At 42.9% G+C, this 22,084-nt stretch carries 14 protein-coding genes; 8 read left to right on the plus strand and 6 right to left on the minus strand.

The features are described 5' to 3' along the window. Positions 1–16 precede the first annotated feature (16 nt). From HMPREF9447_RS11845 to HMPREF9447_RS11870, 6 genes are all read right to left on the minus strand, one after another. On the minus strand, positions 17–1,192 hold the full coding sequence (locus HMPREF9447_RS11845) for a glycoside hydrolase family 172 protein (protein WP_009129974.1): 1,176 nt from the start codon (positions 1,190–1,192) through the stop codon (positions 17–19). A 19-nt stretch (positions 1,193–1,211) separates the two neighbouring features. After that, the gene (locus tag HMPREF9447_RS11850) at positions 1,212–2,858 is read right to left on the minus strand and encodes a ribulokinase (RefSeq protein WP_009129975.1); all 1,647 of its coding nucleotides are present in this window, start codon (positions 2,856–2,858) and stop codon (positions 1,212–1,214) included. Between the two features lie 8 nt (positions 2,859–2,866). Continuing rightward, positions 2,867–4,297, minus strand: coding sequence for an L-fucose:H+ symporter permease (gene fucP, locus HMPREF9447_RS11855; protein ID WP_009129976.1), 1,431 nt, complete (start codon positions 4,295–4,297; stop codon positions 2,867–2,869). A gap of 26 nt (positions 4,298–4,323) precedes the next feature. Continuing rightward, positions 4,324–5,547, minus strand: a complete 1,224-nt coding sequence (locus HMPREF9447_RS11860) for a DUF6786 family protein (protein ID WP_009129977.1) — start codon at positions 5,545–5,547, stop codon at positions 4,324–4,326. Between the two features lie 14 nt (positions 5,548–5,561). Then, positions 5,562–7,349 carry an L-fucose isomerase gene (locus HMPREF9447_RS11865; protein WP_009129978.1) on the minus strand — a complete coding sequence of 596 codons (1,788 nt, stop codon included), beginning with the start codon at positions 7,347–7,349 and terminating at the stop codon, positions 5,562–5,564. A 78-nt stretch (positions 7,350–7,427) separates the two neighbouring features. After that, positions 7,428–8,432, minus strand: a complete 1,005-nt coding sequence (locus HMPREF9447_RS11870; protein ID WP_009129979.1) for a LacI family DNA-binding transcriptional regulator — start codon at positions 8,430–8,432, stop codon at positions 7,428–7,430. Between the two features lie 223 nt (positions 8,433–8,655). On the opposite strand from HMPREF9447_RS11870, the gene HMPREF9447_RS11875 reads away from it, so the two are divergent. The 8 genes from HMPREF9447_RS11875 (at position 8,656) to HMPREF9447_RS11910 (ending at position 22,062) form a co-directional block, all read left to right on the plus strand. Continuing rightward, positions 8,656–9,741 (plus strand): hypothetical protein, encoded by a 1,086-nt coding sequence (locus HMPREF9447_RS11875; protein WP_009129980.1) that lies wholly within the window; start codon positions 8,656–8,658, stop codon positions 9,739–9,741. A 421-nt stretch (positions 9,742–10,162) separates the two neighbouring features. After that, positions 10,163–11,035: an FGGY-family carbohydrate kinase gene (locus HMPREF9447_RS11880; protein ID WP_009129981.1), complete on the plus strand. Its 873-nt coding sequence runs from the start codon at positions 10,163–10,165 to the stop codon at positions 11,033–11,035. A 71-nt stretch (positions 11,036–11,106) separates the two neighbouring features. Next, the gene (locus HMPREF9447_RS11885; RefSeq protein WP_394330291.1) at positions 11,107–12,252 is read left to right on the plus strand and encodes a glycoside hydrolase family 172 protein; all 1,146 of its coding nucleotides are present in this window, start codon (positions 11,107–11,109) and stop codon (positions 12,250–12,252) included. Positions 12,253–12,316: 64 nt separating this feature from the next. Further along, complete coding sequence (locus HMPREF9447_RS11890) at positions 12,317–15,523, plus strand: SusC/RagA family TonB-linked outer membrane protein (protein WP_009129983.1); 3,207 nt, start codon at positions 12,317–12,319, stop codon at positions 15,521–15,523. Positions 15,524–15,544: 21 nt separating this feature from the next. Then, positions 15,545–17,374, plus strand: a complete 1,830-nt coding sequence (locus tag HMPREF9447_RS11895) for a RagB/SusD family nutrient uptake outer membrane protein (RefSeq protein ID WP_009129984.1) — start codon at positions 15,545–15,547, stop codon at positions 17,372–17,374. A gap of 24 nt (positions 17,375–17,398) precedes the next feature. Further along, on the plus strand, positions 17,399–17,809 hold the full coding sequence (locus tag HMPREF9447_RS11900; RefSeq protein ID WP_044138055.1) for a DUF4945 domain-containing protein: 411 nt from the start codon (positions 17,399–17,401) through the stop codon (positions 17,807–17,809). Between the two features lie 46 nt (positions 17,810–17,855). Then, positions 17,856–20,852 (plus strand): GH116 family glycosyl hydrolase, encoded by a 2,997-nt coding sequence (locus HMPREF9447_RS11905; RefSeq protein ID WP_009129986.1) that lies wholly within the window; start codon positions 17,856–17,858, stop codon positions 20,850–20,852. A gap of 16 nt (positions 20,853–20,868) precedes the next feature. After that, positions 20,869–22,062 (plus strand): glycoside hydrolase family 172 protein, encoded by a 1,194-nt coding sequence (locus tag HMPREF9447_RS11910; protein WP_009129987.1) that lies wholly within the window; start codon positions 20,869–20,871, stop codon positions 22,060–22,062. Positions 22,063–22,084: the final 22 nt, after the last annotated feature.

The following is a 22,084-nucleotide window of genomic DNA, read 5'->3' on the forward strand; positions in this document are numbered from 1 at the left end:
TCTCGTGATTTTCTTTCTAAAAAGGTCTGACGACTTCCAGATCATCAGCCGAAGGTAATGCTGGGAACTTGGCATGCGGCTCGCTCTGATACCAGAATACAACAGAAGAGATATCCGATTTCTGGTCAAGATAACGACCATCATTGCGCCATCCAAGATCCTGGATAGTAACTTTCAAGTCCTTGTCAAAGCGAACAGGATCAAGGATATGCCAGCGATACATACCGAAACGTTGTTGCGAACGGTATACTCCATCAGGGCGTATAATCTGGTGAAGTCCTGCATAAGGTGTAGAGAATTCCTCGTATTGGCGGGTTGTTTTATTCTCAAAGTTGTAGGAACCACAGAAATAGTCTTCTGTACCGGTACCGCAGATGGTCGGGAACTTCTTGTCACCATCCATGAAGAATTTGATTTCTCCTTCACCCCACCAACCACTGTTATTGACCTGCCATGCCATGTAAGTACCCACATATTGGCCCTTGCCCTTGATGCCATCAACCAATACATGGTCAGAAGTCATATTGGGGTTTGAACGGCGGAATTGTGCATGGAAGTAAGCGGCATCCTCAGGAACTTCAGTCAATGTATAGTTTATCTGATAGTAAACCCGCATTTCATTGTTCGGATCAATGTTTTCCATAGTGATTCTGCACTTTTTGCGGAAAGGCATTTGCCAGTAACAATTGAATGCACTGCCCGGATTCACGCATACGGCCAGTGAAGATAATGGAGAATACACTCCCCAGCCACTACAGAAGAAATCACCAATGGGACATTCTACGGAAGGCTCTTTCTCATCATCCCAATAAAATCGGATAATTGTTTTCCGCCACTCACCTGTGGGAGTCATCCAGATTTGCTGGATAGCGCCGGGACCTTCTATTTCAGCCAATGTAAAAGTCTCATTAGGACCGATATTCACATAAGGATTCACCTTCCAGCCTTGTCCCAATGTCTTTGCTGCGTGATGTGCATTAGCTTGATTAGGTTTATCTTTATCCCTTACCGGGTCGGCCATACCACCTTTACCTTTTTCGCCGGTAAAGTTTTCAGGACTGATAGAGCGGGTTTTTGCATCGGACAAACGATACAAATTACCCATATTCATATCAAGTCCATTAAAGTTTTGAGCATAAACGCCCACTGCACCTAAACATAAGGCGCTTAAAATAAAAGCTTTGATTTTCATGATTAAATAGATTAATGGTTTATAGATTGATATATTCAGCATTTTTTGCCAGTTCAAGGTATTTCTTGTAGAGTATTTCATAAACCCTTGCCCTCCTGGTGTCCGGTTTATATTCCACCTCAATATCCGCCCCCATATACTTCATGGCTTCCATGATGTCCTGATATACTCCCGCGGCCACCGCTGCAAACATAGCCGCCCCGAGTGCGCAAGTCTGCTGCGAGCGCACGATACGAATGGGCATATTCAGCACATCAGCCAAAGTCTGCATGACAAAAGGGGCCTTTTTGCTGATTCCTCCAATGCCGTTGACGGAATCAATATGCAAACCTTGTGCTTTCATGTGCTCTACAATACGCCGGGAGCCGAAGGCGGTGGCTTCGACAAGGGCTTTGAATACTTCCGGGGCAGTGCTTCCCAGTGTCAGTCCTGCAATCATGCCTTTCACATTCTGATCTGCATACGGCGTGCGGCGCCCGTTCATCCAGTCAAGGGCAACGATGTCATTTTCAGAAAGTTTCAAGGCTTGTGCTTCCCGGGTCAATTCAATCAGCATGGTGTCCATGACTTTCTGTTTGGCCTCTCCTTCGGGAATGTTCTTCAAGGGCCATGACATGAATTTCCTGAACCATGCATAGATGTCTCCGAAAGCTGATTGTCCGGCTTCCAGGCCAATGAATCCGGGAAGTACGGAACCGTCTACCTGTCCGCAGATACCTTCTATGCATCGGTCTCCTATTTCATGTTTCTCTGCCACCATGATGTCGCAGGTGGAGGTTCCCATGATGCGTGTAAGTACCCCTGGTGCTACCGAAGCTCCCACGGCTCCCATGTGTGCATCGAGGGCTCCTACGGCTACGGCAATGCCTTGAGGTAAGCCCAGTTTACCGGCCCATTCGGCGGTCAACGTGCCGGCGCGGGTGTCGCTGGTGTAAGTTTGCGTGAAAAGATGGGGGAGGATTCTGTTCAGGGAGGGATTAAGTTCTAAAAGAACTTCGGAAGAAGAAAGTAACCAGCGTTCGTGCCACATGGCTTTATGCCCTGCTGCACAGCGGCTACGGAGCATTTTCTCCGGAATTGTGTTCCCTGTAACCAAACCTGTCATCCAATCACAATGCTCTGTCCATGAATAAGCAGCCTCTTTTACTCTAGAATTAGTATTAATGACATGTAAGACTTTTGACCATACCCATTCTGAAGAATAAGTACCTCCTTCGTAGAGTAAATAGTCAAGATTACGTTCCTTCATGAGAGCGTTTATCTGTTCGGCTTCACGAACTGCCGTATGGTCTTTCCAAAGGATAAACATGGCATCCGGCTCTTCTGCAAATTCAGGATTCAAGGCTAATGGCATCCCATTGCAATCAGTCAATGCAGGTGTACTGCCGGTAGTGTCAAAACATAACCCACAAATAGAAGCTATCTCCTCTTCTGTCAGATGAGATAAAGCAATGTGCACAGCTTCCGTCATAGATTCAATATAATCCAGCGGATGCTGGCGATACCGATTACTCTGTGCATCGCAGTAAAGACCTGCTTTCCAACGGGGGTAGAAACTTACCCCCGTAGCAACTTCCTCTCCATTGCGCACATCCACTATTAATGCCCGGCAGGAATCTGTACCGAAATCAAGTCCAATGACATATTTCTTATTAGATTCTATCATGTGAATTCTTATTTAATTGCTAATTCCTGTTTTCTTGCAATGAAATATCCATAATAAGCAATAACCGCAAAAGCTACAGCTGGAACAATATATGCAGCCATAATGCTACCGGTCTGATCAGACACAATTCCTTGGATTTGAGTCAAGAGTGCCGCACCTGCAATGGCCATTACCATGCCCGAACCTCCGATTTTAGTATCTTCTCCCAATCCTGTAAGCCCAAAGCCATAAATGGTTGGGAACATCAGTGACATACATCCGGAAATACCCATTAGGCAATATACCCCGAAACTGCCCTTACCGAACATAGCACCTACGCAGCATAGCACGGCAAGAATAGCGAGACCTATCAAAAGTTTGTAGGCTTTCACATACTTCATCATCCCTGTACATAGGAAGCGCATAGTGACAAAGAGGATAAGCGACATGATGTAGTAAGTTGCAGCAGCCTGTTCGGCTGTACGGGGCAACAAGTCATTCAATCCAAGCCATTCGCAACCATTATAGAATGCAGCAGATACAGGTTCTACATTGCGCAATGCATCTACAACAGCATCGGCAGAAGCCGCATTGCCCAGAGAAGCCAACACACCGTCAAAATCCAACTGCTGCATAGCATAGCGGATGACAAATGACCATACGGCTATCTGTGCACCTACATAGAAGAATTGCGCAACTACGCCCCACACATAATTCTTATTTTTCATGAGCCTGCGGAAAGTGGCGCCAAATTCAACCTTTTCTCCCTTTTCACTAAGATTAGGCATTTTGGTAATCCAAATGGCGGCTAAGAGTACCAGCATCACCAATCCAAGCACTACATAAGCCATAGTGACAGCACTTAATTCCTGACCTTGGATGGCAGCCAATTCACTAGCCGGGAGTTGACTGCGTTCTGAAGCAGTCATCATGTTCAATTGCGAAAGAATGAAAATCTGACTAATCACCACTCCCGTAATTGCTCCAAACGGATTGAATGCCTGCGATAGATTTAAGCGGCGTGTAGCTGTACTCTCAGGACCAATTGCCAATACATACGAATTGGTTGATGTTTCCAATACGGAAAGTCCGGCAAAAAGAACAAAAATGGCCAGCAGGTACATGAAGAAACTAAACTCAACGTTTATTCCGGAGCAAAGCATTGCCGGATAGAACAATAAGGCACCCAAAGCATACAAACCAAGTCCCAACATTACACCGGACTTATAAGTGTATTTCTTGATAAATAATGCACCCGGAATAGCACAGCATCCATAGCCCAATAGATAACACACCACTTGTATCCAGGCAGTTTTCGAGTCACTGATACTCATGATTCGCTTGAATGCGGCGAGCATGGTATCCGTAAGATTATTCGGCACAGCCCAGGCAAAGAACAGCGTGGTGAGCAGAATGAACGGAAAGAGGATTCCTTTCGGTATTATTCGATTCGATTCCATACGAATTTTGATATTATATAGTTACCCTATTGAAACTTTGTCTTAATTACATTCAAATCTGCTCCGAATAATTTCTGTACGATAGGAGCCAACTGTCCGTCTTCACCCTGTATGTGGATTACTTTCTGTGTATGCACCAACGATGCACCCGGTACAAGTTCCGCTCCCGCAGAAGATGTTTCAATCTCATAGAAAGGTCCCATGATAGAACCGTCTTCCACCGGACCGTCATTATAAGAGTTGATGACATCACCCGCAAACGGGTCTTCCTGTGGCCCCCATTGTCCATTCACATAAGCTGAAGAAGTTTCGGGTAGGCTACACCACAAGATAGTCAGTACACCTTTTGACGAGTCATAACTTCCGCACAGATTTGTTGCTCGTGAAGCCGGCAATCCTAACTTTGAGCGATATTTTCCATCTATCTTGAAATAGATGATGCCCTCCTCCTTGATTAACCTGTCTGCCGGGATTTTACCGAAATACTCATCATTTACAATCGTTCCTTCCGCATCTTCCCTATATGGAATAAAGACAGTGGTAGTAGGTGTGGGATTAAAACAGCCGAGCATCCATACCGACACCAGTCCGCCCTCTTTTGTCCATGCGCTATCGCCCGTATTAGTAATTTTATTCTCACTCTTATAAGCTACTATTTTCATACCTGGTGAAAGTTGTATGCCGAAATCCGCAGCCACTTCATCGGTATTCATCAATGACACCGTACGGTCGATATTCATATCGAAAGTAGTACCTGAAGCATTTGTCAGACGGGTGTCCTTCACGAAATGAACACTGCTATCATCCTGTGACTTAATGGTAAAGGCTTCCGTATCAAGTACAGTGGGAACTATCCAGTTATCATAAACCTGCTTCTGCCCTTCCTTAAAATAGAGCGAGAACGGGCCGCCTTCGGGACCCAGCCAGAAACGTTCTTCACCTCCTACAGGATTGAACTGCGGGCTGACCTTTCCCTCACGAATAAAGCGGTAGTTAATCCATCCGTAGCTATCGCCCTCGTCACCGGAAGCCGAAGTAGTCATCACCCGCCCCTGCCATGCCGGAACAATCATGACTTTAGAATTTCCATCGGCAGAAACTAGTTCAGTGTATTCTATGCCATTCTCTTTCAGGAATTGGGCATCATAAGCATAACTTCCCATCTTAACTTCTTTTTGTCCGCTGCAAGATGCGAGTAACATAACCGTACCTGCAAGCAGAGTGTTTTTCAAATTGATTAGTTGCAACATAATTCTCATGTTTTTCATTTATAGAGAGGTCCGTAATTTTTGCAAGCTCTATAATCACTACCTTCCACGTCTTCACCGAAAGCAGACCATGCGCTGGGGCGGAAAATGTTTTCCTCAGGAACATTGTGCATGCATACGGGAATACGGAGCATGGAAGCCAGTGTAATCAAATCAGCCCCCGTATGACCATAGCCGATAGCACCATGATTGGCACCCCAACGATTCATTACGGTATATACATCGCGGAAACAACCTTTACCTGTCAGGCGTGGAGCAAAGAAAGTGGAAGGCCATGTACGGTCGGTACGCTCATTGATAGCCTTGAAAACATCCTCATCCAGATTAACCGCCCAACCTTCAGCTATTTGAAGTACAGGTCCCTGTCCTTTTACAAGATTCAACCGGCACATGGTTACAGGCATTTCACCACGGGTCAGGAATTGAGAAGAATATCCACCGCCACGCATGTATTCGCGGGAAGCCGGATACCATTTGGTTGCAGCAAGGCATGCCTCAACTTCTTCCTCAGATATTTCCCAGAAAGGCTTCATTACAGGTTTTCCGTCACGGGTTTGAAGTCCTGTTCCGTCCAGCGTGCAAGAACCTGAGTTAATGAGGTGAATGAAACCATTGGCAGCTTTGCCTTCCAATTTTTTGCCAGTTACCCGTTCCACTGCCTTCGGACTCCAATAGGTACGTACGTCAGCAAATATCTGTGCCGTATTTGATAATAAATGTCCAAAAAGCATGGAAGTGCCGTTCAATGTGTCATTTTCCGTAGCAAAAGTAAATGCTTCACGAATACCGTTCCAGTCGAATGAGCTATTCAGTATAGCTTCAGTGAAGTCACCATCCGGCTTGAAGTCCGTCCACTGACGTTGCCCCTGGAAGCCTGCGGCAATGGCATTATGTCCCATTGCTTCTTCCTTAAAGCCCATCTCTGCCAATTTAGGATTACCAATCATCATGTCACGGAAAATAAGAGTCATTTTTACCACGTATTCCCAACGCGCATCCTTTTCTTCACGGGAATATACCAGATGTTCCGGATTGAAATCCTTTCCTTCATTGCTTTTGCAATACTTTTCCGTCCATGCCATGGCGCGGTCAAATTCCTCGTGATCATAAATACCCAACTGAACACGACGCTCTATCTCACTGGCATCTACATATTCATTACGCATGCCCAGGTATTCCTGAAAGAAATCCGGATTAGGGATAGAGCCGGCAATACCCATGGATACGCTTCCTATAGAAAGATAAGATTTACCTTTCATGGTTGCAACAGCCAGACCTGCACGGGCAAAACGTACTAATTTCTCTTGCACATCTTCCGGGATCTCCGTGTTACCAATTTCCTGTACATCCCGCCCATAAATGCCAAATGCCGGCAATCCCTTCTGTGTATGTCCTGCCAAGGCAGAAGCCAGATAAACAGCACCCGGACGCTCGGTTCCGTTAAATCCCCAGATGGCTTTCGGCATTTCACCATCCATGTCAATTGTCTCAAATCCGTAGCACCAACAGGGAGTAACGGAGAGTACTACTCCTACTCCATTATTACGGAATTTCTCTGCTGCCATAGCTGCTTCAGCCACACCGCCGATAGTGGTGTCTGCTATGATACATTCCACAGGTGTGCCATCGCTGTGACGTAAAGATGAAGAATAAAGCTCTGCTACTTTATGGGCCATAGTCATGGTCATATCTTCCAGTGATTCGCGGATACCCCCGCGACGGCCATCAATAATAGGCCGAATACCAATTTTCGGCTTTCCACCGATAAGTCTTGAATGAGTCATGGGTAAATAGATTTATATAGATTAATACTGTTAATTAACTAAATCGATTAAGCAAATGTTTAAAAAAAATAGCCCCGGTTAAGGGGTTATTTCTATAAATACCCCATCAGCAAGTACCGACTGCACAGTATTACCATTAGCAATATTGTCTATCAGTATTCCAAGTGCCTTCTGTACCAATACTTCTGCGGGTTGTTGAACATAGGACACAGGCGCACTGAAAAAGTCGAATGCGGGAGTACCGTCAAATCCTACTAATCCTATTTTATTAATAACCTCCTGTCCCAAATCTTTTATGGTATATAAACAGGCTATTGAAATCATATTTGTAGCAAACAGGAATGCATCTGCTCCTCCTTCAATCATTTTGGGCAATAAACGGTCAGCCGATTTTCTTGGAGTATCCTGTTTCAGGAAAATGACATTTGCCAATCGTTTCTTGCCGGCATCCTCCATTGCTTTCTTATATCCGCGAATACGCTCCTTCATATGAATCAGGTTAATATCATAAGCCACTATACATGGGGCATTATAACCGGAATCCAATAGATATTTAGTTGCGGTATAAGTTGCATTATAATTATTTAAAGCTACATAGCTGACATTTATTTCGGGAAAATAGCGGTCGAAAAGAACAATGGGGACATTATTATCTACTAATGAAGCAATGGATTTTTCCGAATTTTCACAGGGAACAATAATCAATCCATCTACACCTTTATTAATAAGGTTGCTCACAACGCGGTTCATTTTCTCTGTGTCTTCATCGGAACTACCGAAAAGAACGGTATATCCACGCTTCGTTGCCTCGTCTTCCAGTATACGGGCTAATTGTGAGAAAAAAGGGTTGGATATGTCGGATATCACTACGCCAATTGTTTTAGTCCGCCCACTACGAAGGCTCTTAGCGGCAATATTGGGCTGATAGTTCATTTCCTGAGCTATTTTCAATATACGCTTGGCTGTTTCTTCGCCCACACGATATTCTTTCTTCTTACCGTTTAGTACGAATGAAACCAGTGCTGTTGATACTCCTGCGGCTTCAGCAATGTCTTTTAGCGATATTTTTTTTAGTGCTGACATATGTTTTTCAATATAACGTTTTTGCTATAATAGAGTACTATGCTTTTCATTTATCTACTGATATTGTAATACTTAGTACTTTACTACGCTGCAAATATAAACATAAAAATTAAAATAGCAAATTATTTTGCTAATTCGTTATAACAATTTTATATTTGCAGCGTGAAATCACTGTAAACTGCCATAAACATCATATAAAGAACTAATTTAAATCTTTAAGACAATGAAAACCAAGATTCTATTTGCCATTTTATTTTTTGTAACCGGAACGTATTTTTGTTACGGACAAACTGATTTGAAAATTGATCCTAAAACTTTAGCAGTTCCGGAAGAAAACGGGATATGGGTGCAGCCTGCCCAAAACACCAAAGCACAACCGATATGGGGATTTGCTGATGGCATCCGGATAGGGATTGCCCCGCTTGACGGTCCACGTGGACTGATACGTATTTATACTCCTTATTTAGGGCATGATAATTTTGTGGTAACTAACTTTATTGCATTCGAACCCATAGACAAAGCAAAAAACATCAGAGGACTATCCGAATTGGAATGGAGTGAGCTGGATGATGTTCGCGGAAAACGCTTTTGGAGTAGCAATACGCCTGAAGCGCCTTCTTTTCCCGATAAATATTACCCGGCGCATGGAGTCATATCCAATGAAAATGGAGTCGAGACACTGACCATATATCTCTTCTGCGAGACATTTGATAATGGAGCAGATATTTATGTACGAATTAAATTCACAGCGGGAAAACCTTATGAATTTGAGATAACCGGATATACTACTGAGGAGTCCGACGAACTAAGCCGATTTATACTTACAGCAACAATGGGCAACAAAGCCCGACTCAGAACATTGCATCTTGCAAATGGAAAAAACAAAAAGGCCGGTCAGTTATGGCCAACTTATAAGGAAAGCAATTTTACAGAACATAACCATACTCCTTTATCTGAAATGATAAAAGATAAGAACGGAGGTGCCTGGTTCATCGCTTCTCCTGATGAAGAGGACCCTGCTAAAGCTGTTTATGCCGAAGATACCCATGCACATTGGAAATATACAGGAAAAAAGGCTACTCAATATTGGTATTGTCCTAAACCAAGTAATGAATTAGAAGGGGTAGTAAACGGTCGTTATACCTACTGGGCAAGTAAATCCCCTATTCCCGGCGGCATTTCTTATGAAAATTTCGAATTGACGGAACCTTTCCGTTCCGGACAGAGTTATGTATTCGGCATCACTCCTCTTTCATGGGAAGAGGTTATATCAGGAATTACTACAGGGCTTACCTCAGACGGTTTATAGCATTGATGCTATATTACCATGCAACAATGAGGCATAAAATGCTATTTTGTATTTTTTCAATACATACTCGTTCGCTTCAGTTCCATATTCGACTTTTATCTTTTTCTTAGCTACTTCTGACCTTCTCCTTATGCTATAAGAAGGAGTAGGTAGGGAGTAGGTAAGGAGTAAGTAAGGAGAAGGTAAGGAGAAAGTATAGCGCAAATATATTCATAATCCGCACAGAAGCTGTGAGAATATAATAATACAGTAGAAATATAACCCAATTTCTACTACTTCTCTTTTATATCCATAATTCTATATGATATAAGTATCAATTGTTTCTCTCTGCGAAGTTCTTTTAGAACTTAATCCCTCCCTGAACAGAATCCTCCCCCATCTTTTCACGCAAACTTACACCAGCGACACCCGCGCCGGCACGTTGACCGCCGAATGGGCCGGTAAACTGGGCTTACCTCAAGGCATTGCCGTAGCCGTAGGAGCCCTCGATGCACACATGGGAGCCGTGGGAGCTTCGGTAGCACCAGGGGTACTTACACGCATCATGGGAACCTCCACCTGCGACATCATGGTGGCAGAGAAACATGAAATAGGAGACCGATGCATAGAAGGTATCTGCGGACAGGTAGACGGTTCCGTACTTCCCGGATTCATTGGCCTGGAAGCCGGACAATCAGCTTTCGGAGACATCTATGCATGGTTCAGGAAATTCATGTCATGGCCCTTGAAGAACATTCCCGAAGGAGAGGCCAAACAGAAAGTCATGGACACCATGCTGATTGAATTGACCCGGGAAGCACAAGCCTTGAAACTTTCTGAAAATGACATCGTTGCCCTTGACTGGATGAACGGGCGCCGCACGCCGTATGCAGATCAGAATGTGAAAGGCATGATTGCAGGACTGACACTGGGAAGCACTGCCCCGGAAGTATTCAAAGCCCTTGTCGAAGCCACCGCCTTCGGCTCCCGGCGTATTGTAGAGCACATGAAAGCACAAGGTTTGCATATTGATTCCGTCAACGGCATTGGAGGAATCAGCAAAAAGGCCCCTTTTGTCATGCAGACTTTGGCTGATGTGCTGAATATGCCCATTCGTATCGTGCGCTCGCAGCAGACTTGCGCACTCGGAGCGGCTATGTTTGCAGCGGTGGCCGCGGGAGTATATCAGGACATCATGGAAGCCATGAAGTATATGGGGGCGGATATTGAGGTGGAATATAAACCGGACACCAGGAGGGCAAGGGTTTATGAAATACTCTACAAGAAATACCTTGAACTGGCAAAAACTTGCTGAAATCATTAATATTATAAACCATTAATCTATAAAACATGAAAATCAAACTTATTATTTGGGTAGCTTTATGTATGGCTACCATGGGCGTTTATGCTCAAAACAACTACTCATTCAATGGATTGGATATGAATATGGGGAATCTGTCGAGATTGTCTGATGCAAAAACACGTTCCATCAGCCCTGAGAATTATACAGGTGAAAAGGGTAAAGGCGGCATGGCTGATCCTATTAATGATAAAGATAAACGAAATGTGGCTAATGCGCATCATGCGGCTAAGGATTTGGGCAAAGGCTGGAAAGTAAATCCATTCATTATTGTAAAGCCTGGCGAAACAATGACAATTGCCGAAATCGAAGGCCCTGGGGCTATTCAACAAATTTGGATGACACCAACAGGTAATTGGCGCTTTTCTATTATCAGGATGTATTGGGATGATGAGAAAGAGCCATCTGTTGAATGTCCGGTAGGTGATTTCTTTTGTAGCGCATATAATGAGTATGCACAATTATCTTCTTTGGCCGTTTGTGTAAATCCGGGTAGTGCTTTCAACTGCTACTGGAAAATGCCTTTCCGTAAAAAAGCACGCATCACGTTGGAAAATATAAATACTGCTGAAGAAATGCGTTTGTATTACCAGATTAACTACACATTAACCGATGTTCCTGAAGATGAAGCTTATTTCCATGCACAATTCCGTCGTTCTAATCCCACTAAAGGTTCATTGCACACATTGATAGATGGCGTAAAAGGCAAAGGCCAGTATGTAGGTACTTATTTGGCTTGGCGTGTGAATGATAATTGCTGGTGGGGCGAAGGCGAGATAAAATTCTACATGGACGGTGATAAAGAATATCCTACTATTTGCGGAACCGGAGCAGAAGATTATTTCTGCGGCTCATACAACTTTGAAAATCCCAAAACTCGCCAATACCAAGAGTTTACTACTCCTTATGCCGGAATGCATCAGGTCATCCGTCCAGATGGACTCTACCGTGCAGTTACTGCCTTTGGGCTCTATCGCTGGCATATTTTGGACCCCATACGCTTTGATAAAGATTTGAAAGTCACAATACAGGATTTAGGCTGGCGCCATGATGGGCGTTATAACAATCAAAAATCTGATATTTCATCAACTTCTTTTTGGTATCAGACTGAGCCACATGTTAAGTTTCCAACCTTGCCAAGCAAAGATGATTTAGAAATTCCAAGATGGTAAGAACAACGTATACTCGATGTCTACAATCACAATGAACTTTTATTAACTATTAAATCAAAGTATTATGAGAATTTCTTTTAAAAGAAATGGTTTCATAGCATTGGCATCAATGTTATCATTAGCAGTGTATGCGGGAGATAATGTATTTCCTGCAACTGCTAAGTTGGCAAATAAATCTACTCAGGTATCTGAACACGGAACCAATACTTCCAATGAGATTCAACAAGCGAGAATAATACAAGGAACTGTGTTAGAAGAAGGTACTAATGAGCCTCTTATTGGAGTGAATGTCGTTGTTAAGGGAACTGCCATAGGTACTACCACTGATGCGGAAGGAAGATATTCAATAAGAATACCTTCTGATGATGCAATATTGGTTTTTTCTTATATCGGTCAGAGCACAGAAGAACATTCTGTTAAGGGCCTGAAAAGTTTGGATGTTGTTATGAAGAGTGATGCTACAATGCTTTCTGAAGTTGTAGTATATACTGGCTACATGAGTCAGAGAAAGGCAGACCTGACAGGTTCCGTATCTATGGCCGATGCAAAAGATATCAAGAATACTTCTGCCAATGCCATGAAGTCTTTGCAAGGTAAGATGGCCGGTGTAAAGATTACGACCAATGGTGGTAACCCAGCCGAAAGTGTAGGTATCCAGATTCGTGGGCTATCTTCTTTATCTGGTGCTGTGACCCCTCTGATCGTATTGGATGGTATGCCGACGCAAAACCTGAATCTTCGTGATATCAATTCGGGTGATATTGAGTCCATCCAGGTCCTGAAGGATGCTGCTTCTGCTTCTATTTATGGTGCACGAGCTTCTGGCGGTGTAATCTTAATTCAGACCAAGAAAGGTAAGGTTGGCAAGACTACCATCGATTATAACGGTAGCGTTTCTGTCAGCAAGATACTGAATAAACCAGAGATGATGAACACGGAACAATTTGGCATCGCTGCTTTCCGTGCTGCTGCTTATGATGAATGGGCTTACGGATCGGCCCTGCTTTTTCCAAATGGCTATGAGTATGACTATCACAGGGGTGAAGACGGTATGTTAGTGATGGATGGCATGAGGACAAAAGATTTCTTGGATAACGACCATTTGGTGAGAGCTGCCGATACGGATTGGATGGATGAAATATTTCGCACTGCCTTGTTGACCAATCACCAAATCACAATTTCCAATGGCACTGAAAAGGCTAAGAGCTTATTTTCATTGGGATACTCCAACAATCAAGGTACGCAGATACATTCCTTTTTTAAAAAATATTCTGTACGTGCCAACACAGAATATAGTCTGATTAAAGACCGCGTAAAGGTGGGTGAAAACTTAGCTATATCTTATTTGCAGTATAAAGACCAATATCAAACTTTTAATGCTATGATCATGCCGTCCATTGTTCCTGTTTACGATGTAAATGGTAACTGGGCTGGTCCGGCCGGACTTGATGATATCAATAATCCGGTTCGTATGATGACAATGGGTAAGGATAACATCAGCAACTACGTAAAAATAGTCGGCGATATATTTATGGATGTAAATATTTGGAACGGTATCTCGGCCAGAACCCAGTTGGGTGTGGATTACGGTAACTCCTACAGCAGAACGATAGATGGCACCTTTGTGGAGACAGGTTTCAGAGGTAATACCAAAAACTACGTAAGTAACAGTCAATCTCATCCGTTGAGCTATGTATGGACCAATACTTTGTCTTATAATCAAAGTTTTGGCAAGCACCATATTGATGCTGTGTTCGGTACTGAATTCACCCGGTATGTACAGGAAGGATTTTCTGCTAAAAGAGAAGGTCTCTATTTGGAAGACCGTGATTTCGCCCATCTTGGTGTAGCTACCGGTAGTGAAATTACCCTAGGTAGCTCGGCTGATGAATATGCCTACTTCTCTCTTTTCGCTAAAGCTAACTACTCATATGCTGGTAAGTATCTACTGTCTGCTACGGTGCGTCGTGATGGTTCTTCTTTGTTCGGTGCTAACAATCGTTATGCTGTATTTCCTGCATTTTCGGCCGGCTGGAGAATCAAGGATGAAGCTTTTATGGAAGAAGCCGACTGGCTGTCCGATTTGAAGCTACGCCTCAGTTGGGGTGCTAACGGTAGTGTACAAGGATTACCTCGTGGTTATACAACGACTCCGTTTACTACCAGTTATTTTGATACAGCTTACCCCATTGAAGGCCAAGAAACCGGCAATCTACAATCGGGCTATAGGAGAACTTGGCTCGGCAATCCTGATTTGAAGTGGGAGACTACAAAGCAAACTAACGTTGGCATTGATTTCGGTTTTTTCAATCAACGCTTGACGGGTTCTTTCGATTACTACAACAAGAAGACCGAAGACATTCTTGTACAGACTCCATACATTGCTGCAATGGGTGAAGGTGGTGAGCCATGGATTAACGGTGCAAGTATGAACAACCAAGGTGTGGAATTTGCTTTGACTTTCAGAAGTGAACCTACTAATGATTTCCAATGGGCAATTACGGCTAACATCGGCACATACAAAACAAAGTTGACTGAACTCCCCTCCAATGTAATCAACAAATATGCAGGTGACGGTGTGCATGATTTGATTCTGGGACGCTCACCAAACACTATGTATGGTCTGGTTGCCGATGGTATCTTCCGCACACAGGAAGAAGTCGACGCTCATGCCGATCAGCCAGGCAAAGCAATCGGACGTATCCGTTATAAAGACTTGGACGGTGACGGCGTAATCAACGAAACATATGATAGAACCTGGATAGGCTGCTCTGATCCCGATTTCTTCGGTGGGCTTAACTTTGACTTCGTTTACAAAGGCTTTGACCTAAATTTGTTTTTCGAAGGATTGTTTGGTAACGACGTGAACAGTGACTGGAAGAAGGAAAGCGACATTTGGCTTTATACGAATCCGGCTTGGAAGAATCATGCTACCCGTATGTTGGGCGCCTGGTCACCCAGCAACTCAAGTTCCGATATTCCAGCCATTACAAATAATACCTCTAACAATGAGCAGCGCTTCTCTTCTTATTTTGTAGAAGATGGTTCGTACATTAAATTGAGAAATATAGAACTGGGTTATACTTTCCCAGCTCACCTTACTGAGAAGATGTATATGAGGAATCTGCGTCTGTATGTTTCTGCTGATAATGTTTTTACGTTGAAGAAATTCTGGGGAGCTGATAAGTATACCAGTTTTGATCCTGAATGGCCTTCTTACGCTTATTTGACACCGTTTACTTTCAGCTTCGGTATTAACGTTACTTTCTAAACCAATTAAAAAGAACAAATTATGAAAAGAATATATTCTTTATCGATCGCTTTACTTTCATTATTGGGAGTTTGCAGTTGCGATTCGTACCTGAATGTCAATCCCAAGCAAGTGCTGGATGAAAATATACTTAGCAAACCTAGTGATATTGAAGGTTTTGTAACGGCTGCTTATGCTCGTATGTGCGAGATCGGTTCGTTTGAGTCTGTTTACATGTATTGGTGGTCCGGTTCCATGCGTTCGGATGACGTTTATAAAGGTGGTGGTGGCGTTGCAGATGCTATCGGTTCTTTCGGTAATATGTCACTTTTTACCAATGTGACCTCTGATACGGGTGGATTGGATGGAACTTGGTATGTATCTTATCAAGTCATTCAGAGATGTAACACAGCTATCCAGAGGATGGCAAACTTCACGGAAGAAGAACTACCGGAGAAAAACAGCTATATGGGCGAGATGCTCTTTATCCGTTCGTTTACACTGTATCGACTGAAGAAACTTTGGAAGTATGTGCCCTACATTGATGAGAACGTGACAGGTACGTCCGAGGCTTTTGAAGCTGTGCCTAATCGTGAATCCGGACAGGATAATGATCTTTATTTATGGCAACGTATTCTCGACGATTTCAAGAAAGCCGAAAGCCTGCTCCCTTTGGATCAAAGAGACAAAGGTCGTGTGAGTCGCAATGCTGCTACTGCTATGATTGCCAGAACAATGCTGAATATGGCATACGAGCAGGATAACCGGCATCAAGTGGTAGGCATTAATAAACAAATGCTTGAAGAGGCCTTGCCTTATATTGATAAGATTATTGCTCAGGAAGGCGACCGTGTAGGTTTGGAACCCGACTTCGCCAACAACTTCCTGTTACAATACGACAATGCTACCAAAGAGTCCATTTGGGAGTTGCAGTTCTCTATCAACGACGGTCTTTCATCCGGTGGCCGAATCAACCGTGCCGAAGGTTTGAATCATCCTTATATGTGGCCCAAGGATGAAAATGGTAATGCCAAATTCCAATGCTGCGACTTCAATCATGCCAGCTACACTCTGACCAATGCCTTCAAGACGGATCAAAATGGTTTACCTCGTTTCGAAGATTATAACGACGACGACTATGGTCAGTACATCAAGAATCCTGATGGTTCGTACAATCTGGATGTTGTTAACAGTGGTGCTAAAGATTACTTTGACAAATATACATGGGATCCGCGTTTCAGCCATACTATCGTAGCCCCCGGTCAACCCTGGAAGTATAACCCCGACTTGATATTCCACTCATCTGCCAGCCGTGATCCGATTACTTATAGTTTTCTGAAGCCCATCAAAGATATGCCGGATCCAGATTGTGGCTGTTTGATGTATGATGGATGGCAGTTTAACTCTATGAACAAGAAGATGATTCGTTATGATGATGTCTTGTTGTGGAAAGCTGAAATCCTGATTCAATTGGATAGAGAGATGGAAGCTCTGCCATTAATCAATCAGATTCGTTCTCGTGCAGCCAATAGTAGAATTCGTTTGATAAAAGCCGATAACCAGCCTACGATGGACTATCATGTCGCTACTTATCAACCAGGCGTAAACTGCACATGGACCAGAGACTACGCTTGGCAAGCACTGGTGTGGGAGAATCGTTTAGAATTTGCTTGTGAAGGTCATCGTTTCTTCGATCTGCAGCGTTGGGGTACTTTGGCAGAAACTATGAATGAGTACTTTGCTATCGAAAGAACTCGTTTTCCGTGGTTCAATAGTGCTCGCTTTACTGCTGGTCGTGATGAGTACTTTCCAATTTCACAACCCCAGATGGAATACGCAAAGGGTAATTATACACAGAATCCTGGATATTGATGTCTAACTATTAAGAAGAAAATTATGAAAAAGATAGTAACCGTTTTTATAATGCTGCTGGCAGTGTTGTCACTATCCAGCTGCTATGATAGAAGTGTACTTGATGATAAAGGCTTAAACTACTTCATGCCGATAGCAGAAAATGTACAATATACTCAGGACAATGCCACAGTTACATTGACTTGGAAAATTCCTACCGAAGTACCTGAAGAGTTTATACGTCCTATTGCTGTGCAGATACAAGTGGTGGAAAATGATATCTATAGAGATAGAATAACCTTGGTAAATGAAGAAACATCCCATGCTTTCACCATTGATCCAGCAAAAAAATATCGCTATATCGTCAAATTGGTAGGTACTTTTACCGGAGATGCTCAGGAAACCGGACGTACCTCCAGCGTTACTTCTAAGGGTGTAATTATTAAAATAGAATAGTCTCTACAGGGGTTCTCTATTTTTCAGTGAGATAAAATACAAGCTTATGATAAAAAAAGTATTGACTATATCAGTTTTGTTGGGTACAATGACTCTCTCTCTGGCGCAGACTATACCTCAGATTAATGAAGTGACATCTGGTGTTCTTTCAAGAGAGTTTAATGGAATATATCGAGGAGAAAATCTGAACAGGATTGCATTTCCTATTGGTGGTATTGGCGCTGGCATGTTCTGTTTGGAGGGAACCGGCGCTATCTCTCATGTGTCGCTCAGACATCATCCGGATGTAATGAACGAGCCATATGCTTTTGCTGCTATTTATGTAAAAGGCTTTGAGTCGGGAGCAAAAGTATTGGAAGGTCAGGTACCGACTTGGAAGTTGTTCGGACCCGTTCAGAGCGGCTTGGGTAGAGGGGACAAACCATATGGTTTGCCTCGTTTTGAAGAAGCAACTTTCCAGGCACGTTTCCCTTTTGCAACTGTAAATTTAAGAGATAAGGATTTTCCTTTGCAGGCAAAAATTATAGGTTGGAGCCCCTTTATTCCAACGGATCCTGATAATTCCAGTTTGCCGGTAGGAATACTGGAATATCAGTTTACGAATCTCTCTGACGAAGTTCTTGAGACTGTTTTTTCTTATAATACAAAAAATTTTATTGATGGTCAGGGGACTATCCAAGGGGTAAAAAATGGGTTTGTTTTGGAATCTAACCAAAATGATAGTGGCCTGGCTATTTATGTAGACAATGATGAAGCAGTGGTAGACTATTGTTGGTTTCGTGGTGGTTGGTTTGATTCCCAAACTGTGGTCTGGGATAATATCCGTTGTGGAAGGATAGTCAATAATCAGCCCGTTAAAGAAGTTGCTCCAGGAGCATCTGTTTATGTTCCGGTAGCATTGCAACCAGGAGAGACAAAAACTGTTAGAGTAAACTTCTGCTGGTACTTTCCTGATTCAAATCTTTCTATCGGCTTTGCCAGAAAAGCAGGTAAGGCATACATTGGAAGCCCTTCTAAAGGAACTGCCCCTAATCAACAATCTGTAAGCGGCTTTGCCGGTAAACAGTTGTTGAACTCGTTCGATAAAGGAGGTGATGGCTTGGTAGGCATTATTCAATCTCCTGAGTTCAATATTGAAAAGAGATACTTGAAATTCCTGGTAGGTGGAGGTAATCAGCCTGACCGTACTTCTGTTAATTTGGTTATTGATGGAAAGATTGTTCAAACGGCGGCTGGTAATCAGTCTGAAATTCTGAATGAAGTTGTTTGGGATTTGAAACTTTTCCAAGGAAAGAAGGCTATTTTGAAAGTCATAGATTTGGATGTATATCCTTGGGGACATATCCTTGCCGACCAGTTTGTATTGACCAATGATGAGAATGAGAATCTTTATGATTTATCTTCTACGGCAACAGTACTTGCTGACTTTGAAGATAATAACTGGAAAGACTGGCTAGTCATCGATTCTTCTGAAGAAGAAAAGCAATTTCTGGTAAATGAAGAGGATACTGAGACCACATACCGACCTTGGTATTCCAAGCGTTTTAAGAATTTGAATGAAGTTATTGGTTATTGGGATGCAAACCATGCGACATTGAAGAAAAATAGCAAATTGTTTAGCGACGCATTCTATGATTCCACCTTACCTGATGAAGTTTTGGAAGCTATTGCTGCTAATTTGACCATATTGAAATCTCCAACAGTATTACGCCAATGGGATGGAAGATTTTGGGCTTGGGAAGGATGCCAAGATTCTTGGGGCTCTTGCCACGGAAGTTGTACGCATGTGTGGAACTATGCACAGGCTCTGCCACATTTATTCCCATCTTTAGAAAGAACATTACGTGAAACGGAGTTTAGGGTGGCTCAAAATGCGAAAGGGCATCAGAATTTCAGAGTAAACATGCCTATTTCTCCACCACCACATAATTTTCATGCTGCTGCTGACGGACAGTTGGGTGGAATTATGAAAGTCTATCGTGAATGGCGGATAAGTGGAAACACCCAATGGATGAAAGACCTTTTCCCTGCTGTAAAGAAAAGTCTTGACTATTGTATCCGTACATGGGATCCCTTGCAGAAGGGCTATCTTGAAGAACCGCATCATAATACCTATGACATTGAGTTCTGGGGGCCGGATGGCATGTGTACCAGTTTTTATTTAGGTGCCTTAACTGCATTTGTTGAGATGAGTAAGGCACTGAAACAATCCACAAAAAAGTACGATATTTTGCTGGCAAAGGGCAAGAAATATATGGAAAATACTCTTTTTGATGGGGAGTATTTCATACAAAAGATTCAATGGGAGGGACTTCAGGCACCTAATCCGGTAGATGTAATTTCTTTCGGAGGAGGCTATTCGGATGAAGCCATGAAATTGCTCAAAAAGGAAGGTCCTAAATATCAGTATGGCAGTGGTTGTTTATCCGATGGTATTCTAGGAATGTGGATGGCTTCTGTATGCGGATTGAATGAAGTTCTTAATAACGAAAAAGTAAAGAGCCATTTGGTATCTGTACACAAGTATAATTTGAAGGATAATCTCGTAGATCACTTTAATCCCCAAAGACCGGCTTATGCTTGTGGCAAGGAGGGAGGATTACTGCTCTGTACCTGGCCGAAAGGTGGTATGTTGTCATTGCCCTTTGTGTATAGCAATGAAGTCTGGACAGGCATTGAATATCAGGTTGCCAGTCATTTGATGATGAAAGGTGAAGTAGCAAAAGGGTTGGATATCGTTCGTGAATGCCGCAAAAGATATGATGGGAGAGTGAGAAATCCATTTGATGAAATAGAATGTGGTCATTGGTATGCACGTGCTATGGCAAGTTACGGCATGTTGCAGGGACTTACCGGGGTCAGATATGATGCTGTTTGTAAGACCATGTATATAGACTCTAAGATTGGTGATTTCAGAAGTTTTATCAGTACAGAAACTGGTTTCGGTACAATAGAATGGAAACATGGAAAGCCTTCTTTGAATGTTGTGTATGGAATCATTGATGTAAAACATTACAATGTTTCAGGTAAGACGATGAATTAAAATCAATTGAAATATTATGAAAAGGATTACAAAAGTTAGTTTGCTACTATCCCTTGTATTGGGATTGTATTTCCCTATTGTTTTTGCGCAAGTAAGCATGAACAATGAGATGTTCGATTTGGCTAAATTGAAATCAGGAGTAAAGAACAAGCGCATTTCCAGTACTGACCCAACAGGCGGTAATAGAGATCACTTGGAACCGTTTCAACCGGGAGAGAAAAGGACTATTGCAGAGATCAAAGGAGCAGGAGTCATCAATCATATCTGGATAACCATTGCTCCTCCTCCTAATGAATTGAGCAGAAATGATATTATTATCCGCATGTACTGGGATGGAAAAGATTACCCTTCTGTGGAATCTCCTATCGGTCCTTTCTTTGGACAAGGTTGGGATGAAAGATATAATTATGCATCACTCCCACTATCTGCAGGACCGGAAAATGGTACGGGAATGTCGAGTTACTTTACAATGCCTTATACCGAAGGAGCGCGGATAGAGATTGAGAACCAGACTGACAAGGCTATTAATGCTTTCTATTTCTATGTTGATTATCTGGAAATGGATAAACTCCCGAAAGATATGGGAAGATTCCACGCATGGTATAACCACAACCTGACGGAAGCTCTTCCCGAAGGAGAAACCGAATGGGGGCTAACCGGAGCACAACACCCAAATACAACGGGTGAGCGGAATTATGTTTTTATTGAAACGAAAGGAAAAGGACATTTCGTTGGTATTAACTATTATGTACATTGCCCAACTCCAATGTGGTATGGTGAAGGAGATGATATGTGGTTCATCGACGGAGAAACGAATCCCTCATTAATAGGAACAGGTACAGAAGACTTTTTCAATACTTCTTGGTGCCCTAAAGAATCTTTCTCGCATCCATACTTCGGCTATCCACGGGTAAACAATGATGTAGGTTGGCTGGGACGCACACACGCCTACAGGTTCTTTATAACGGATCCCATATTCTTTGAAAAGAGCATAAAGGGCACCATTGAACATGGTTCTAATAATAATCTGACTTTAGACTTGGCTACTGTTGCCTATTGGTATCAGGATTTGGCTGCACCACTGCCTGCTGCCCCAACCAAGGCTCAACGAGCTCCCAAGCCATTTATCAACCATATGGACATGCATCGCTGGAGAGATGCATGGCGTAAATCAAAAGGAAACAAAGCAACTCTATGGGGAAATGAATAATAATTACTAACAACCATATAAT

This window comes from Bacteroides oleiciplenus YIT 12058 (assembly GCF_000315485.1).
Taxonomy (GTDB): domain Bacteria; phylum Bacteroidota; class Bacteroidia; order Bacteroidales; family Bacteroidaceae; genus Bacteroides; species Bacteroides oleiciplenus.

What these genes read in the sequence shown, in the direction of transcription:
- HMPREF9447_RS11910 (WP_009129987.1), top strand. Translation starts at nt 20,869, where the DNA reads ATGAAAAGGATTACAAAAGTTAGTTTGCTACTATCCCTTGTATTGGGA.
- HMPREF9447_RS11845 (WP_009129974.1), bottom strand. Translation starts at nt 1,192, where the DNA reads ATGAAAATCAAAGCTTTTATTTTAAGCGCCTTATGTTTAGGTGCAGTG.
- HMPREF9447_RS11890 (WP_009129983.1), top strand. Translation starts at nt 12,317, where the DNA reads ATGAGAATTTCTTTTAAAAGAAATGGTTTCATAGCATTGGCATCAATG.
- HMPREF9447_RS11885 (WP_394330291.1), top strand. Translation starts at nt 11,107, where the DNA reads ATGGCTACCATGGGCGTTTATGCTCAAAACAACTACTCATTCAATGGA.
- HMPREF9447_RS11900 (WP_044138055.1), top strand. Translation starts at nt 17,399, where the DNA reads ATGAAAAAGATAGTAACCGTTTTTATAATGCTGCTGGCAGTGTTGTCA.
- HMPREF9447_RS11870 (WP_009129979.1), bottom strand. Translation starts at nt 8,432, where the DNA reads ATGTCAGCACTAAAAAAAATATCGCTAAAAGACATTGCTGAAGCCGCA.
- HMPREF9447_RS11860 (WP_009129977.1), bottom strand. Translation starts at nt 5,547, where the DNA reads ATGTTGCAACTAATCAATTTGAAAAACACTCTGCTTGCAGGTACGGTT.
- HMPREF9447_RS11850 (WP_009129975.1), bottom strand. Translation starts at nt 2,858, where the DNA reads ATGATAGAATCTAATAAGAAATATGTCATTGGACTTGATTTCGGTACA.
- HMPREF9447_RS11875 (WP_009129980.1), top strand. Translation starts at nt 8,656, where the DNA reads ATGAAAACCAAGATTCTATTTGCCATTTTATTTTTTGTAACCGGAACG.
- HMPREF9447_RS11895 (WP_009129984.1), top strand. Translation starts at nt 15,545, where the DNA reads ATGAAAAGAATATATTCTTTATCGATCGCTTTACTTTCATTATTGGGA.
- fucP (WP_009129976.1), bottom strand. Translation starts at nt 4,297, where the DNA reads ATGGAATCGAATCGAATAATACCGAAAGGAATCCTCTTTCCGTTCATT.
- HMPREF9447_RS11865 (WP_009129978.1), bottom strand. Translation starts at nt 7,349, where the DNA reads ATGACTCATTCAAGACTTATCGGTGGAAAGCCGAAAATTGGTATTCGG.
- HMPREF9447_RS11905 (WP_009129986.1), top strand. Translation starts at nt 17,856, where the DNA reads ATGATAAAAAAAGTATTGACTATATCAGTTTTGTTGGGTACAATGACT.